Genomic DNA, 16805 nt, shown 5'->3' on the forward strand with positions numbered 1-16805 from the left:
CCGCCGCCGGCCGCCTGCCGGATGCCATGATCACAGGCATGACCGCCGGGGTACGCGAGGAGCCACGCGAAGCCGTGCGCCCTCGTACGCCCCGGCGGCTGCCGTTTCCCACTCTGCTCGCCCTGCTCGTCGGGTTCGCCGGTGTGGGCTACCGGCTGGCGCTGCTGTTCGCCGACGCGCCGCCCACCAACAGCGACGAGGCGACGATGGGGCTGGCCGCCCTGCACATCGCCCGCGGTGACGGCTTCCCGGTGTGGTTCTACGGCCAGGCGTACATGGGCACGCTGGAGGCGTACCTGGCCGCGCCGCTGGTCGCGCTGGCCGGACCGTCGGTGCTCGTGCTGCGGGTGCCCACGCTGGCGCTGTACGCGTTGTTCCTGCTGCTGTCCTGGCGGCTGACCCGGCGGCTCGGCGGTGACCGCTGGTACGCCCTGCTCGTCGTCGCCGTGCTGGCGCTCGGCGCGGACCGGGTGGTGAAGAACCAGCTGATCGCCGGTGGCGGCTACCCGGAGCTGAACCCGGCCGGTACGGCGCTGGCGCTGCTGACGGTCGGGCTCTGCGTGACCGGGGCGGGCGCGCGGCTGCCCCGCTGGGCGGCCTGGGGACTGGTCGCCGGGGTGCTGCTCTGGGTGGACCCGCTGATCCTGCCGTACGTGCTGACGCTCGGCGCGCTGCTCGTGGCCCGCCGGTGGCGGGAGCTGGCCGGCCGGGCCGGGGTGGTGCTGGCCGGCGCGCTGCTGCTGGGCGCGGCGCCGATGCTCGTGGACAGCATCCGGCACGGCCGCAACCCGGTGACCGCGGTACTGGCGGCCGGTGGCATGGGCACACCGGCCGACTGGGCGGACCGGCTGCACGGCGCGCTGGTCCTCGGGCCGCCGCTGGCGATGGGCTTCTGCTCCCCCGGCCGGTGTGCCACCTGGCAGCTCTGGTGGGCCGTCGTCTTCCCGGTGCTGCTGGTGCTCGCCGCGTTCACCGCGTGGCACACGCTTCGCCGTACCTCGGGCGGGCCGGGCTCTTCGGAGCGGGTGCAGGCCGGGGTGCGGCTCGCGCTGCTCGGCGGCGCGGCGGGTGTGCTCGGCGCGTACGCGGTGAGCAACGCGGCCGGGCAGACGCCGATCGAGAGCAGCCGCTACCTGTCGTGCCTGGCGGTCGCCGTGCCGGCCCTGCTCTGGCCACTGTGGCAGGCCGCCCGCCCGCTCGCTGCTCACCGGCTGACGGCGCGCCGCCAGCTCGCCGAGGTGGCGGCATCGGACCGGCCCGCCGAGGGCCAGCTCGGCGAGGTGGCGGCATCGGACCGGCCCGCCGAACGCCAGTTCGCCGAAGTGGCGGCATCGGACCGGCCCGCCGAACGCCAGCTCGCCGAGGTGGCGGCATCGGAGGAGGGTGGATACCGCCATCTCCCCGAAGTGGAGTCGATCAAGGCGGCGGGCGGCCGGCCGGCCGGGCGGACGGCCCGGATGGCGGCGGTCGGGGCGCTGGCGGTTATCGCGGGGGTGCTCGGCACCGGCGTGGCGGCCACTGTGGACGTGGTGCGGACCGCACCGGGCGTGCACGCCGAGGCGGACCGGCACCGGTCGCTCGTGGACACGCTCGGCGCGCTCGACGTGCGGAACGTCCGCGGCGGCTACTGGACGTGCAACCGGCTCACCTACGCGACCGGCGAGAACGTGCTCTGCGCCGTGGTCGACGACGACCTGACCCCCGGTTTCGACAGGCTGCCCGCGTACCGGCGGGAGGTGGCCGCCGACCCGGACGCGGCGTGGGTGGCACCGGCCGGCTCGCCGCTGGCCGCGCGGCTGGACGAGCGCCTCGGCGCCGAATCGGACGCGCTCGACGTGGTCGCGGTGGCCGGCTGGCGGATCTACCTGCCCCGCCGCTGACGCAAGCCCGGCCGGCTACCGGCCCGGCCCGACGCTCGACCGGCCCGACGCTCGACCGGCCCGGCGCGTCCTGACGCGAAGCGGGATGGTCCGGCACGCTACCGGGCGCGGCGCTGTGCCGGGACGGGTGGCTGGGGGTCGAGCAGGCCCAGGCGGTGCGCCAGCGCGGCGGCCTCCACCCGGTTGGTCACGTCGAGCTTGGCGATGATCCGGGACACGTGCACGCTCGCCGTCTTCGGTGAGATGAACAGGCGCTCGGCGATCCGGCTGTTGCTGTGCCCCTCGGCGACCAGCCGCAGCACCTCCTGTTCCCGGCTGGTCAGCAGGTCCGGCCCGGGTCGCCCGGTGCCCCGCAACCCGACCCGGCGGGCAAGCGTCGCCGCCTGCTCGCCCAGCGGGGTGGCACCCAGCCGGGCGGCCAGCTCGGCCGTCTCCCGTACCGCGGCGGCCACCTCGTCCCGCTCGCCCGCTGCCGCGGCCGCCTCGGCCAGCCCGAGCAGCGCCCGGCCCAGCGGGTACGGCTGCCCGGCCGCCCGCCACGCCGCCACCGTCGCCCGCCACGCGGCGAGCGCGTCGGCGGGACCGGTGGGCGCCGTCCCGCCGAGGATCGCGGTGACGTGGGCGGCGTGGGCGTGCTCGGCCGGGTGCCGGGCCGGCAGCGCGGCGGCCACCGCCGACACGTCGGCGGCGAGCGTCGCGTCCCCGGTCAGCGCGGCGGTACGCGCCAGCGCGTTCAGCACCGGCCAGCCCTCGCGGGGCAGGTCGGCCAGGTGCGCGTCGGCCAGGGCGGCGCGCGCCGCGCGTACCGCTTCGGGCTTGTCGTCGGCGGCGAGCGCCGCCTCCACGCGCAGCTCGTGCAGCGGCAGCCGGTGGTTCGGCCAGAGGTACGGGCGGCCGAGGAACGCCAGCGCCCGCCCGACGACCTCGTCCGCGCCCGGATGGGCGCGGGCCAGGTGGAGCCCGGCGCGCAGTTGCAGCCAGTGCAGCCCGGACACGCCGGGCGGGTCGATGCGGGCGGCCTCGGCGCAGGTGGCGTCCGCCTCGTCCCAGCGGCCCAGCGCGATCAGTGCCTCGGCCCGGTTCGACAGCAGGTACGCCCCGATCGAGCGGCTGATGCCGACCCGGCGCGCCTCGCTCACCCCGGCCGCGGCCGCCTGTTCGGACTCGTCGTAGCGGCCCAGCTCGTAGAGCACGTCGGAGAGGAAGACCAGTGCGCTGACCAGGGCCCACGAGTCGTCGGCCGCCCGGGCCCGCGCCTCCACCCGGCGCAGCTCGGCCAGCCCCAGCTCCGGCGTGCCGTCGATGCGGTGCAGCAGGGCGATCCGGGTGGGCAGCAGCACCAGGTCGGTGCCGACCTCGGACGCGCCGGCCGCGGCCTCGGTGGCGACCGAGGCGGCCTCCCGAGGGTCGACCTTCATCAGGTGCGACGCGATGTCGGCGAGCACGCCGAGACGTTCCGGGCCGTGCGGCGCACCCGCCGCCAGCCGGTACGCCTCGCGCAGCTCGGCCGCGCCGTCGCTCTTGCCGAGCAGCGCGAACAACCGGCCCCGGTGGTCGAGCAGGCGCGCCGCGCGCAGCGGTTCGGCGTCGGAGTCGACCTCGGCCAGCGCGGCCCGGGTGAGCGTGAGCGCCCGGCTGAGGTCTCCGGCGGTCACCGCCGCGGTGAGCGTGTCCTCCAGCACCCGCAGGTGGTCCATGCCGAGCCGGTCGGCGGCGTCGGGCACCTGCTCCCAGAGTTCGAGGACGCGCTCCAGCAGCCGGCTCTGCTCGGCGTACGCGTACCGCTCGGCCGCCGCCTCGGCGGCGACCCGGGCCGCGGTGAGCGCGCGCGGGTGGTCGTGTGCCGCGTACCAGTGGTGGGCGATCTCGGCCGGCGCGCGACCGGCGGCGACCAGGTGCGGCTGAGCCTCGATCGCCGCGGCGTACCGGGCGTGCAGCCGCGCGTGCTCGCCGGGCAGCAGGTCGTCGTGCACGGCCTCGCGGACCAGCGCGTGCCGGAACTCGTAGTCGCCGTCCGGGTCGGCCACCACGAGCTGACCGGCGACGGCGGCGCGCAGCGCGTCCTCCAGTTCGGCCTCGGGCAGGCCGGCCACCTCGGCGAGGAGCTGGTGGGCGAACCGGGTGCCCCCGGCGGCGGCGATCCGCAGCACCCGCTGGGCCGGCTCGGGCAGCCGGTCGACGCGGGCCAGCAGCAGGTCGCGCAGCGTCTCCGGGATGGCCGCGCAGCCGACCGGGCCACCGGCGGCGGCCAGCTCCTCGATGAAGAACGGGTTGCCTTGGGTGCGTTCGTGCACGTCGTCGACGGTCCGGGCGACCTGCTCGGTGCCGAGCAGGTCGGCCAGCACGGCGGCGGTGCCGTCGCGGTCGAGGCGGCCCAGCTCGATCCGGTCCACGCCGCGGACCCGGTCCAGCTCGGCGAGGAACGGCCGCAGCGGGTGCCCCCGGTGCAGCTCGTCGGTGCGGTACGTGCAGACCACCAGCAGGCGGGTGGCGCGGGCGGCCCGCACCAGGAAGCCGATCAGATCCCGGGTGGACCGGTCGGCCCAGTGCAGGTCCTCGATCACCAGCACCAGCGGGCGTTCCTCGGCGATCCGCCGGAACAGCTCGGCGACCAGGTCGAACAGGTAGCCGCGCGGGGTGTCGGCGAGGGCCGGCCCGGCGGGCGCGGCGACGCCTGCGGGCATCCGGGCCAGCTCCGGCAGCAGCCGGGCGAACTCCGCCTCGTAGCCGGCGAAGGCGGCCGGCCCGTCGTGGCGCAGCACGTCGCGCAGCGCGGCGGCGAACGGGGCGAACGGGAGGCCCGCCTCGCCCAGCTCCAGGCACTGGCCGACGAGCAGGCGCGCGCCGGCGGCGTCCACCTGCGTGCCGAACTCCTCCAGCAGCCGGGTCTTGCCGACGCCCGCTTCGCCGCCGACGAGCACCGTCGCCGGCTCGCCGGTCCGGGACCGGGCCAGCGCGTCGCCGAGCGCGGCCAGCTCGGGCCGGCGGCCGACGAGGACGGTGCTGGCGGCGCGTACGGTCACGCCGTCGAGCATGCCACGGCCCTCCGACGGCCCTACCGGGCCGATCGGACGGCGGATGGCCGCCGGTCCGGCCGCCCCCGTGACGGCCGGACCGGCGAACTCCCCCACGGCACCGGCCGCGCCCACATTCCCGGCGACGGCCGGACCGGCGAACTCCCCACGACCCACAGCACCGGCGACGGCCGCCGGTGCGGTCACCGGCGGGCGTCGGCGGGGCGGGCGTTGTGCTGGCGGCGGCTGAGCCAGCCGCGCGGGTGCCGGCGTGGCAGCGACCGGGCAAGCCGGTCCTGGGCCGCGTCGGCCTGCAGCTCGGCGGCGTGGCTGCGGTGGATGCTGAGGATGAGGTCTGCGTCGTTGCCGAACATCTCGGATCTCCCTGTCGTGCGGTGTGTCCCTGTCGAGATCGACTCTCCGCGCGAAGGTGTCCCCGGGGCATGGGTACGCCGCCTGATCTTCGGCCGTCCCGCCTCCTTACCGGCGGGCCGATTCGGGACGGCGCGGCGGTAAGGTACTCAGCCCACGGCGCAGGAGGCGGCCACGGATCAACGGGGTGCGCGCCGACCACTAGACTCTGCGGTATGGCAAAGCCCCAGGAGAAGGTCTCGTTCGGCCAGCGGCTGAAGCAGATCGGGATGGTGTTCCGGTTCACCGCCAAGCAGGACAAGTGGTTCGCGCCGCTGACCGCGGCGGCGGTGCTGATCCCGCTCGCGCTCACCGTGGTCGCGGTGATCGCCTGGGGCTGGATCTGGTTGCCGATCGGCATCCTGCTCGCCCTGCTCGCCGTGCTGATCGTGCTCAACCTGCGCTCCAACAAGGCGATGATGAACGCCGCCGAGGGGCAGCCGGGTGCGGCGGCGCAGATCATGGAGAGCATGCGCGGCGACTGGCGGGTCACCCCGGCGGTCAGCTCCACCACCCAGATGGACATGGTGCACCTGGTGGTGGGCCGGCAGGGCGTGATCCTGCTGGCCGAGGGCAACCCGCAGCGCGTACGCGGCCTGCTCGGCCAGGAGAAGCGCCGCCTGGCGAAGGTGATCGGCACCGCCCCGCTGCACGACTACGTGATCGGGCAGGGCGAGGGTGAGCTGCCGGTCCGCAAGCTGCGGATGACGCTGATGCGGCTGCCCCGCGCCCTGTCCCCCAAGGACGTCAACGCGCTCGACAAGCGGCTCAAGGCGCTCACCGCGCGGCCGCAGATGCCCAAGGGCGCGATCCCGAAGAACATGCGGCCGGCGCGTGGCGCGTTCCGGCAGACCCGGGGTCGCTGACCTCCGGCGTACGCGAGAAAGGAGCCGGTCCCGTGCGGGGCCGGCTCCTTTCTCGTGCGGGTCAGCGGCGCGGGGCGTCGGTGACGACCGACCCGGCGAGCCGGTCGTGCAGGCCGCGCCGGTGCTCGTCCATGAGTAGGGCCGGCACCACGAGGGCCAGCAGGAGGCCGCGCAGCAGTCCGCGGAGCGGCCCGATCCGGCCGCCGTCGGCCCAGGACACGCAGCGCAGCCGGGTCAGGTACATGCCGGGGGTCTGGGCGAACAGGCCGATGAAGAAGCCGTACTCCAGGATCAGCACCAGGACCGGCGGCCAGCCGTCGCGCACCGGGTCGGAGAAGGCCCGGGCGACCATCAGGCACAGCACCCAGTCGATGATCAGGGCGCCGAAGCGGCGGCCGAGGCTGGGCGGGGTGAAGGCGAGGTCGGTGGCGGGCGGCACCGGTGTGGCGGCGGTATCGGTCACAGCGGCCAGGGTAGCGCCGCCGCGACCCTTGACGAAAAATACGACATTCGGCATCAGAGGGTGCCGGGATGACGCTCCGCAAGCGACGTAACACGGCGGAAACAGACGAGACACGGCCGGGCAACCCCCCGGCCATAGCGTCGCCAGTAGCCAGCTAACGGAGTGGACCTGCCAGGAGGACGTGTGTTCGCCAATTCCGAGGAACTCCTGCGATACCTCGCCAACGAGGACGTGAAGTTCGTCGACGTACGTTTCTGTGACCTGCCCGGCGTGATGCAGCACTTCAACCTGCCGGTCGAGTCGTTCGACGACAGCGTCTTCACCGACGGCCTCGCCTTCGACGGATCCTCGATCCGCGGCTTCCAGGCCATCCACGAGTCCGACATGCTCCTGCTGCCGGACGTCGCCACCGCCTTCATCGACCCGTTCCGGGCCCAGAAGACGCTCGCGCTCAACTTCTTCATCCACGACCCGTTCACCCGCGAGGCGTACTCCCGCGACCCGCGCAACGTGGCGAAGAAGGCCGAGGCGTACCTCGCCGCCAGCGGCATCGCCGACACCGCCTACTTCGGCGCCGAGGCGGAGTTCTACATCTTCGACTCCATCCGCCACGAGACCTCGGCGCACCAGTCGTTCTACTACATCGACTCGATCGAGGGCGCCTGGAACAGCGGCCGGATCGAGGAGGGCGGCAACCGCGGCTACAAGACCGCCTACAAGGGCGGCTACTTCCCGGTGCCGCCGGTCGACCACTACGCCGACCTGCGCGACCGGATCGTGCGGCGCCTCGTCGACGGCGGCTTCACGGTCGAGCGGTCGCACCACGAGGTCGGCACCGCCGGCCAGTCGGAGATCAACTACAAGTTCTCCACGCTGCTGCACGCCGCCGACCAGCTCCAGCTGTTCAAGTACATCGTCAAGAACGAGACCTGGGCCGCCGGCAAGACCGCGACGTTCATGCCGAAGCCGCTGTTCGGTGACAACGGTTCCGGCATGCACACCCACCAGAGCCTGTGGCGTGGCGGCGAGCCGCTGTTCTACGACGAGACCGGCTACGCCGGGCTGTCCGACACCGCGCGCTGGTACATCGGCGGCCTGCTGCACCACGCACCCTCGCTGCTGGCCTTCACCAACCCGACGGTGAACTCCTACCGTCGTCTGGTGCCGGGCTTCGAGGCGCCGGTCAACCTGGTCTACTCGCAGCGCAACCGCTCCGCGTGCACCCGCATCCCGGTCACCGGCAGCAACCCGAAGGCCAAGCGCGTCGAGTTCCGGGTGCCGGACCCGTCGAGCAACCCGTACCTGGCGTTCTCGGCGATGATGATGGCCGGCCTGGACGGCATCAAGAACAAGATCGAGCCGCCGGCGCCGATCGACAAGGACCTGTACGACCTGCCGCCGGAGGAGTGGGGCGACGTCAAGCAGGTCCCGGGTTCGCTGCCGGAGGTGCTCAACGCGCTTGAGGCCGACCACGACTACCTGCTCGACGGCGGCGTGTTCACGCCGGACCTGATCTCCACCTGGGTCGACTGGAAGCGGGCCAACGAGGTCGACCCGGTGCGTCTGCGCCCGACCCCGCACGAGTTCGCGATGTACTTCGACTGCTGAGGTAGATCAAGGCGCCGACCCGCACGAATCGGGTCCGACCTGACGGACGGCGGTCATGCCGGCTCACAGCCGGCGTGGCCGCCGTTTCGTGTCGAGCGGTCGCGTGCTGATCGTGGCATGGCCGGATGTCAGCGATGATGAGGCGACCGCTTGTAGGGGTAGTGATGACAACACGACCGACGCTGTTCCTGACCGTAGGACTGCCGGGCACCGGGAAGACCACGGAGGCGCGGCGCATGGAGGTCGAGGAGAAGGCCCTTCGTCTGACGAAGGACGAGTGGGTGAAGGCCCTCTACGGGCTGGCGAACCCGCCGTCGGCTTCGGACGTCATCGAGGGACGGCTCATCGAGATCGCGCTGCGGGCGCTCGAACTCGGCGTCAACGTCGTCATCGACTTCGGCCTCTGGGGCCGAGATGAGCGCTCGGCTCTACGACAGGCAGCAGCCGACCTCGGAGCGTCGGTGACGATGCGCTACTTCCAGCTCACACCGGCCGAGCAGCGGCAACGGCTTGACCGGCGGCAGGCCGAGGAGCCGCACACGACCTGGCACATGTCCGACGAGGAACTCGCCACGTGGGCTGCCGTCATGAGCATCCCGACGCCGGGGGAACTGGACGGCAGTGAACCTGTCGACGATCCACCGGCCGGGTTCGCCACCTGGGACGAGTGGCGCAGGCACCGCTGGCCCGCCTTCATCTCCTAGAACCGCGTGGGAACGTCCACACGACCGCCACGACCACCACCAGCACCGTCATCAGCACCGCGCCCGGTGCCTTGCTGAACCGGGCCAGGTTGGATCCGTCCGGCAGGGTGAGCGCCGACGCGACCGCGCAGGGCGCCACGAACCAGACCTGCCGGGCCAGCGGCACCGCCGCGACCGCGAGCACTGTCAGCGGCCAGATCGCGTACCAGGGGTGGAAGACCGGGGCGAGCAGCACCGTGGCGGCGAGCGCCAGCCCCGCGCCGCGCAGCGCCACCCGGGGGCGGGCCAGCGTCAGCCGGGCCACCCGCTGCCGGGCGTCGTTGAGCCGCCGCAGCGCCGTCCACGCCTGCCACCAGAGCGCGACGAGCGTCCCGGCGAGCAGCACCAGCGCGACCGTCCGGGCCACCGGCACCGACGCGGGCCGCTGCCCGGCCAGCTCACCGGCGTAGTCGATCACGAACCCGACGGCTGTGGGCGGTGAGGTCCACTGCTGCGAGTCGCCGCTGTGGCCGAGCCCCTCCACCCAGCCCAGCCCGAGCCCGGTGGCGAGCGAGACGACGAGCAGCGTGCCGAGCACCGACGCGGCGAGTTGCCCGCCGTCGCGCAGCAGCGCCCGCCAGGTGTAGCGGCCGAGCACGGCGGCGAGCGCCGCGAACGGCAGCGCCACGACGGCGACCGCCTTCACCGCCACGGCCAGGCCCAGCAGCACCCCGGCGACCAGCAGCGCGCGTGGCTTGCCCGGCAGGCGGACCAGCACCAGCAGGCCGAGCAGGAGCAGCCCGAGCGCGAGCGCGTCGTTGTGCGCGCCCGCCACCAGGTGGATCCCGACCAGCGGGCACGCGAGCACCAGCCAGGCGGCGCGGCGGGTGGGCACCCCGGCGGCGCGGGCCAGGCCGGGCAGGCAGAGCGCGGCCAGCAGCACCCCGGCCACCGCGACCAGCCGCAGCGCCACGATCGTCCCGATCAGGCCGCCACCGGCGAGGACTGCCAGCCCGGCCAGCAGCACGAAGAACGGCCCGTACGGCGCCGGGGTGTCCCGCCAGATCGGCGACACCGAGTCGGTCCACGGGCAGCCGGCCGCGGCGACCCCCACCCGGTACGGGCTGAGCCCCTGCGTCCACGTCCAGCCCTGGCAGGCGTACGAGTAGACGTCGCGGCTGCCGATCGGCGGCGCGGCGAGCAGCGGCAGCGACCAGAGCCCGGCGGTCACGTACGCCCACCGGCCGGACGGTGCGCCCCACCGCAGCGACCACCAGGCGCCCACCAGCAGCAGCGTCCCGGCCAGCCAGCAGCCGAGCGTCACCGGCCCGTGCGGTGCGGCCCAGATCGCGGCGAGCGTGCCGCGCGGTGGTGTGCCTGGTAGCGCGCCGCCGAGCCATCCGGCGACGGTGAGCAGTACGGCACCGGCGAGGCCGGTGTAGCGGGCGAGACCGGCGGCGATCGGCCGGACGGGTCCGTCGGGCTCGCTCACCGGCACACTCCTCAGTCCACGGGAACCGGCTGCCGGCCCTTGCGAGCCGACCGTACCAACCACACGACCACCCCGATCACGAACAGGGTCATCAAGGGCGCACCGGGCATCTTGGTGTACCGGGGTAAACCGGTGCCGTCGGCCAGCACCAGGAACGACGACACCACTGTGACGATCGAGAACCAGAGCGTGCGGTGCGCGGTGGCGGCGAGCACGGCCAGCGGCCACAGCCAGTACCAGGGGTGGAACAGCGGGGAGAGCGCGACGGTGGCGGTGAGCGCCAGCCCGGCGTGCCAGAACGGCTCACCGCGACGGAACGACCGGAACCAGAGCCAGATCAGCACGGCGACCAGCACGACCATGCCGATCGCCCGGGTCACCGGCAGCGCGTCGACGTGCACGCCGAACGGCGCGAGCAGGTAGCCGACGGTCTGCCCCACCGCCGTCGGCGGCGAGGTCCAGGCCACCACCAGCCCGCCCTGTTCCAGCCCGCCGACGAACCCCAGCCCCAGGCCGGAGGCGAGGGTCACGGCGGCGAGCGCGGCGAGCGAGCCGCCGACCACCCACCCGCCGTCGCGCACCAGCGTCCTGATCCGGTACGCCCCGACGATCGCGGCCAGCGCGGCGAACGGCATCACGACCAGCGCGGTGATCTTGACGGCGGCGGCCAGTCCGAGCAGCGCCCCACCGGCGAGCAGCGGTCCGGGCCGGCCCGGTCGAGCGGCCACCACGGCCAGCCCGGCCACGAGCAGGCCGATCATCAGCGCGTCGTTGTGCGCGCCGGACACCAGGTGCACGGGCACCAGCGGGCTCGCCAGCGCCAGCCAGAGCGCCCGCCGTGGCGGCACCCCGCAGCGGCGGGCCAGCACCGGCAGCGCCCACGCGGTGAGCGCCACTCCGGCCACGGCCAGTACCCGGAACAGCGCGACGGCGGCGAGCAGCGAGCCGGTGGCCTCCACCACCGCGCCGGCGAGCAGCACGAACAGCGGCCCGTACGGCGCCGGGGTGTCCCGCCAGATGTAGGAGATGGTGTCCAGCCAGGGGCAGGGCAGCGCTGAGACGCCCTGCTCGTAGGGGTTGATCCCGGCGGAGAAGCTGGCGCCCTGGCAGGCGTACGCGTACACGTCCCGGCTGCCCAGCGGCGGCGCGACCAGCATCGGCAGCAGCCACAGCGCGACTGTGACCAGCACCCACCGGGACGACGGCACCCGGTCCCGCAGCGACCACCAGGCCCACGCCAGCAGCGCGGTGCCGACCAGCCACAACCCGATGATCAGCGGCCCGTTCGGGCCCTGCCAGATGCTGACCGGGGTGGGACGCAACTCGCCGTCGGGCAGGGCGCCGCCGAGGAACGCGGCCACGGCGAGCAGCACCGAACCCGCCAGGCCGATCCAGCGCGAGAGGTGGTGAGGCACGTCCGACATGCTGCCAGTACGGTGGTTCGCGATCAGGAGGTGGGCATGCGGGGCGGTCGGGTGGTGGCGGTCTCCGCCGTGTCGGCGCTCGTCCTCGCCGTGCTCTACCTCACGCTGCCGGCCACCGGTTCGGACCTGTCCGCGCAGGTCGCCCGCGCCGGCTTCTTCGCCGACCACGGGGCCGCCCTGGTCGACCTGCGCTGGTACGGCGGCGTGCACCCGTGGGGCTACAGCCTCGTCTCGCCGCCGCTGATGGCGCTGCTCGGGGTGCGCGTCACCGGCGCGCTCGCCCTGCTCGCCTCCGCCACCGCGTTCGCCGCCCTGCTGGTGCGAACCCGGGTGCCCCGTCCGCTGCTCGGCAGCCTGGTCGGCGTGGTCACGATCGCCGGCAACCTGGTGTCCGGCCGGGTCACGTACGCCCTCGGCGTCGCGTTCGGCCTGGCCGCGCTGCTCGCGCTCACGCTGCCCGCCCGCCGCACCCGATTCGCCGCTGCCGATGGTGTCGCTGCCGGGCCGGCCGGTCCCGGCGCTGCCGGTGGCGGCCGGAACGTCTGGGCGGCCGTCGCCGCCGGTGCCGCCGCGCTGCTCGCATCGGCGGCCAGTCCGGTGGCCGGGCTGTTCGTCGGGCTCGCCGGCGTCGCGCTGCTGCTGTCCTGCCGGTACGCCGACGGCCTGCTGCTCGCCGTACCGGCCGCGGTGCCGCTCGCGGTGACCGGGCTGCTGTTCGGCGAGGGCGGCTGGATGAACATCAGCACGGCCGACACCGTGCACGCCGTGGTGACGAGCCTGGTCGTGGCGGCTCTCGTGGCGTACCGGCCGGTGCGGGTGGGCGCGCTGCTGTCCGCGGCCGGGGTGCTGGCGTCGGCGCTGCTGCACACACCGGTCGGGCTGAACGCCACCCGCCTGGTGGTGATGTTCGCGCTGCCGCTGCTGGCCGCCGCGGCGACGCCCCCCGCATGGTTCACCGCGAGCCGCCTCGGCGGCCGACTCGGCGCGGGCCGACTCGGTGCGGGCCGTCCCGACAGCGACGCGCATGGCATTGGCCGGCTCGGCCAGGGTCGGTCCCGCCGCGCTGTCGGAGCGGCCGGGCTGGCCGCCCTGCTCGCCGTCGTCTGCTGGTGGCAGCCGCCGGTGGTCACCGCCGACCTGCGCAGCGCCGACGATCCGACGGCCGACCCGGCGTACTTCGCTCCGCTGCGCGCGGAACTGGCCCGGCGCGGGCTCACCGGACGGGTGGAGGTGCCGCCGACCCGCAACTACTGGGAGGCGGCCCGGATGGGTGAGGTGCCGCTGGCCCGGGGCTGGCTACGCCAGGCCGACATCGACCGCAACCCGCTGTTCTTCACCACGGTGCCCGGCGCGGACGGCACCGGCATTCCGCTGACCTCCGTTACCTACCGGGACTGGCTGGCCGACAACGCGGTGCAGTACGTGGCAGTGCCCGATGCCGAGTTCTCCTGGGTGGGGCGATCCGAGGCGAAGCTGGTCGAGCTGGGCCAGCCGTACCTGACCGAGGTCTGGTCGAACCGGCACTGGAAGCTGTACGCGGTGGCCGAACCCACCCCGATCGTCGGCGCGCCGGGTGAGCTGATCAGCCAGGACGGCGCTTCGATCACGTTCCGCGCCCTCGCCCCCGGCCCGATCCCGATCCGGGTACGCCACGACCGCTGGCTCACCGTCTCCAACGGCGCCACGGTCACCCGAGCCGGTAAGTGGACCACCGTAACGGTCCCCCAACCCGGCACCTACACCCTCACGAGCTGACCCGGCTAGAGATCTTGGTACGAAAAGGCCCTCATAGGGGCCGTTTGCTACCAAGATCTCTCGGCGCTGCCGAGATGCGGAACGCATGGCTCGCGTGTCGGGACAAGCCTCGGTAGAGGAGCAGCGAAGGCGGTCAGCGAGGCCCCGGCACGCCGTGGCACCCGGGCCGGCATCCGGGCTCGGGTCTAGAGGGGGGACTCCAGGATGCGCTGGACGACTGTGCGGGAGTGGCGGCCGGTGCGCAGGTACTCGTCGAGGAACTCGCCCTGGTCCTCGCGCCCCAGCAACCGCACCACACCGGCCAGCTCCACCCCGTGCCGGGGCAACTGGTCGCCGGCCCGGCCGCGTACCAGCATCAACGCGTCGCGCACCTCGGCGGCGAGCGTCCAGCCGGCCGCCAGCTCGGCGGCGTCGGAGGCGTCGAGCAGCCCGGCGTCGCGGGCGGCGGCGAGGGCGTCGAGCGTACGGGTGCCGCGCAGGGCGGGCACCTGACCGGCGTAGCGGAGCTGCAGCAACTGCACCGCCCACTCGACGTCGGCGAGCCCGCCCCGGCCCAGCTTGGTGTGGGTGGCCGGGTCGGCGCCGCGGGGCAGCCGCTCGGTCTCCACCCGCGCCTTGATCCGGCGGATCTCGACCACCTGCTCGCGGCTCAGCCCTTCGGCCGGGTAGCGCACCGGCTCGATCATGGCCTCGAACTCGGCGCCCAGGTCGGCGTCGCCGCAGACGAACCGGGCGCGCAGCAGCGCCTGCGCCTCCCACACCCGGGACCAGCGCGCGTAGTACTGCGCGTACGCGGCCAGGCTGCGGACCAGCGGGCCCTGCCGGCCCTCGGGGCGCAGGTCGGCGTCAACGCCCAGCGGCGGGTCGGGGGCGGGCGCGGACAGCAGCCGGCGCAACTCCTCGGCGATGGCGTGCGCTGCTGCGCTCGCCGCGCTCTCCTCCACCCCGGGCGGCGGGTCGTAGACGAACAGCACGTCGGCGTCGGAGAGGTAGTTCGACTCGTACCCGCCGAGCCGGCCCATGCCGATCACCGCGAAGCGCAGGTCGGGCGGTCCGGGGTGGACGGTACGGGCGGCGCGCAGCGCGGCGGCGAGCGTGGCGTCGGCGACGTGCGACAGCGCGGTGCCGACAGCCGTCACGTCCACCACTGTGGGCCGGCGTTCCCCGCCGCCGACCGGGCGCGGGGTGAGCGGGGCGAGCGAACCGGCGCGACTGAGCACGTCGGCGGCGGCGATCCGGACCAGTTCCCGGCGGCGCAGCGCGCGGACCGCCCGGATCGCCTCGACCGGGTCGTCGTGGCGGGCGGCAGCGGCGGCGAAGCCGTCGACGAGCGTCTCCCGTGGACGCGGGGTCAGTTCGCTGTCCTCGGCGAGCAGCCGCAGCGCCTCCGGTTCGCGGGCCAGCATGTCGGCCGCGTACCGGGACGAGGACAGCACCCGGGCCAGCCGGCGCGCCACCGGGCCGGAGTCGCGCAGCAGGCGCAGGTACCAGGGGGTGCTGCCGAGCTTGTCGGAGACCTGCCGGTAGTTGAGCAGTCCGCGGTCCGGCTCGGGGGCGTCGGCGAACTCGTCGAGCAGCACCGGCAGCAGCGTGCGCTGGATGGCGGCGGTCCGGCTGACCCCGCCGGTGAGCGCCTGGAGGTGCCGCAGCGCACCGGCCGGGTCGGCGAAGCCGAGCACCTCCAGCCGGTGCCGGGCCGCCTCGGGCGTGAGGCGCAGCCCTTCGGCCGGTACGCGGGCCACGGATTCGAGCAGCGGCCGGTAGAGCAGTTTGGCGTGCAGCCGGCGTACCTCGGTGGCGTGGGTGACCCACTCGGCGCGGAACTCCTCGACGGCGCTGCGGCCCGGCGTGGCCGCGTAGCCGAGCGCGGCGGCGAGCCAGCGCAGCGCGGCCGGTTCGGTCGGCACGGTGTGGGTGCGGCGCAGGGCCTGGAGCTGGAGCCTGTGCTCGACGGCGCGCAGGAAGCGGTAGCCGCGCAGGAGCGCCTCCCCGTCGGCGCGGCCCACGTAGCCGCCGGCGACGAGCGCGCGCAGCGCCGGCACGGTGCCGGGCACCCGCAGCGACTCGTCGCCCCGGCCGTGCACGAGCTGGAGCAGCTGGACGGCGAACTCGATGTCGCGCAGCCCGCCCGGGCCGCGCTTGATCTCGCGTTCCAGCTCCTTCGGCGGCACGTTGTCGAGGATCTTGCGGCGCATGGACCGGACGTCCTCGACCGCCTCAGGGCGTTCGGCGGCGGTCCACACGAGCGGGGCCAGCGCGTCGATCCACTCCTTTGCGAGTTCCAGGTCCCCGGCGGCCGGGCGGGCCTTGAGCAGCGCCTGGAACTCCCAGGTGCGCGCCCAGCGCTTGTAGTAGGCGAGGTGGCTGGCGAGCGTGCGCACCAGCGGCCCCCGGTTGCCCTCGGGACGCAGCGCCGCGTCGACCGGCCACGCCACCAGCCCGCAGATCTGGATCAGACGGGTGGCGATCTGGGCCGCGGCGGGCAGGTCGTGGTCGGTGGCGGAGACGAAGATGACGTCGACGTCGGAGACGTAGTTCAGCTCGTCGCCGCCGCACTTGCCCATCGCCACCACTGCGAGCCGGGGGCGCGGTGTGCCCTCCGGCAGCTCGTCGACGGCGATGTCGTAGGCGGCGGCCAGCGTGGCGTCGGCCAGCCCGGACAGCGCCGCCATGGTCTGCTCCAGGCCGCGCCCGCCGGTCAGGTCGGCGGCCGCGATCCGCAGCAGCGCGAGCCGGTACGCCTGCCGCAGCAGCGGGACCGCGCCGGTGACGGTGGTGAGCCGGGCGGCGACGCCGAGGTCGAGCCGCCCTTCCGCGGTGGGGGCGAGCCCGTCCGGCTCGGTCGCCAGCACCGCCCACTGCCCGGGGTTGGCGACCAGATGGTCGCCGAGCGCGGACGAGGCGCCGAGCACCGCGATCAGCCGGCGGCGCAGCCCGGGGTCGGCGGCCAGGGCGTCGCGTACGGCCACCTCGTCGCCGGAGCGCCGCTCGGACTCGACCAGCCGGTGCAGCTGACGCAGGGCCAGGTCCGGGTCGGCGGCGCGGGACAGCGCGGCGAGCAGTTCGGCGGCGCGTTCGTCGGCGGGTTCCTGGGTGTCGGGCCGCCACAGGGCGAGCCCGTCCGGGCCGAGCAGATCCGCGGCGCGGGTGGCGCCGTCACCCTCGGCGAATCCGTAGCGGGCCAGGCGCCCGCGGGCCGGCCGGGTCAC

The 16805-nt window shown here is 74.7% G+C and carries 10 protein-coding genes and 2 pseudogenes; 6 read left to right on the forward strand and 6 right to left on the reverse strand.

All coding sequences use genetic code 11. The features are described from left to right. Nucleotides 1–38 precede the first annotated feature (38 nt). Nucleotides 39–1880: a DUF423 domain-containing protein gene (locus IF06_RS0121340; protein WP_232236742.1), complete on the forward strand. Its 1842-nt coding sequence runs from the start codon at nucleotides 39–41 to the stop codon at nucleotides 1878–1880. 98 nt (nucleotides 1881–1978) lie between these two features. Here the strand turns inward: IF06_RS0121340 and IF06_RS0121345 are convergent, their stop codons facing one another. Then, nucleotides 1979–4903, reverse strand: coding sequence for an ATP-binding protein (locus IF06_RS0121345; protein ID WP_232236743.1), 2925 nt, complete (start codon nucleotides 4901–4903; stop codon nucleotides 1979–1981). Between the two features lie 194 nt (nucleotides 4904–5097). After that, a complete protein-coding gene (locus tag IF06_RS33995) occupies nucleotides 5098–5268 on the reverse strand; it encodes a hypothetical protein (protein ID WP_013287746.1) in 171 nt (56 codons plus the stop codon). A gap of 213 nt (nucleotides 5269–5481) precedes the next feature. Here IF06_RS33995 and IF06_RS0121355 point away from each other — a divergent pair, with 213 nt between their 5' ends. After that, nucleotides 5482–6171, forward strand: coding sequence for a DUF4191 domain-containing protein (locus IF06_RS0121355; protein WP_013287747.1), 690 nt, complete (start codon nucleotides 5482–5484; stop codon nucleotides 6169–6171). 61 nt (nucleotides 6172–6232) lie between these two features. Here the strand turns inward: IF06_RS0121355 and IF06_RS0121360 are convergent, their stop codons facing one another. Next, nucleotides 6233–6688 (reverse strand): RDD family protein, encoded by a 456-nt coding sequence (locus IF06_RS0121360; protein WP_052166201.1) that lies wholly within the window; start codon nucleotides 6686–6688, stop codon nucleotides 6233–6235. Nucleotides 6689–6817: 129 nt separating this feature from the next. Here IF06_RS0121360 and glnA point away from each other — a divergent pair, with 129 nt between their 5' ends. Together glnA and IF06_RS0121370 are read left to right on the forward strand one after the other, a co-directional pair. Then, nucleotides 6818–8242, forward strand: a complete 1425-nt coding sequence (gene glnA, locus IF06_RS0121365) for a type I glutamate--ammonia ligase (protein ID WP_013287749.1) — start codon at nucleotides 6818–6820, stop codon at nucleotides 8240–8242. Nucleotides 8243–8406: 164 nt separating this feature from the next. Further along, nucleotides 8407–8946, forward strand: coding sequence for an ATP-binding protein (locus tag IF06_RS0121370; protein WP_030273086.1), 540 nt, complete (start codon nucleotides 8407–8409; stop codon nucleotides 8944–8946). Here IF06_RS0121370 and mptB (IF06_RS0121375) read toward each other — a convergent pair. Further along, the gene (gene mptB, locus IF06_RS0121375; protein ID WP_030273087.1) at nucleotides 8936–10417 is read right to left on the reverse strand and encodes a polyprenol phosphomannose-dependent alpha 1,6 mannosyltransferase MptB; all 1482 of its coding nucleotides are present in this window, start codon (nucleotides 10415–10417) and stop codon (nucleotides 8936–8938) included. The two genes, IF06_RS0121370 and mptB (IF06_RS0121375), sit on opposite strands and share 11 nt — an antisense overlap. Before the next feature lie 11 nt (nucleotides 10418–10428). Continuing rightward, on the reverse strand, nucleotides 10429–11841 hold the full coding sequence (mptB, locus tag IF06_RS0121380) for a polyprenol phosphomannose-dependent alpha 1,6 mannosyltransferase MptB (RefSeq protein WP_036311264.1): 1413 nt from the start codon (nucleotides 11839–11841) through the stop codon (nucleotides 10429–10431). 36 nt (nucleotides 11842–11877) lie between these two features. On the opposite strand from mptB (IF06_RS0121380), the pseudogene IF06_RS34990 reads away from it, so the two are divergent. Then, nucleotides 11878–12310: pseudogene (locus IF06_RS34990) on the forward strand (hypothetical protein); the annotation flags it as partial. An 89-nt stretch (nucleotides 12311–12399) separates the two neighbouring features. Further along, nucleotides 12400–13596, forward strand: a pseudogene (locus IF06_RS0121385) (hypothetical protein); the annotation flags it as partial. A 185-nt stretch (nucleotides 13597–13781) separates the two neighbouring features. Here IF06_RS0121385 and IF06_RS0121390 read toward each other — a convergent pair. Beyond that, on the reverse strand, nucleotides 13782–16805 hold the full coding sequence (locus tag IF06_RS0121390) for a bifunctional [glutamine synthetase] adenylyltransferase/[glutamine synthetase]-adenylyl-L-tyrosine phosphorylase (RefSeq protein ID WP_030273090.1): 3024 nt from the start codon (nucleotides 16803–16805) through the stop codon (nucleotides 13782–13784).

The organism is Micromonospora globosa, assembly GCF_000717585.1.
GTDB lineage: Bacteria > Actinomycetota > Actinomycetes > Mycobacteriales > Micromonosporaceae > Micromonospora > Micromonospora aurantiaca.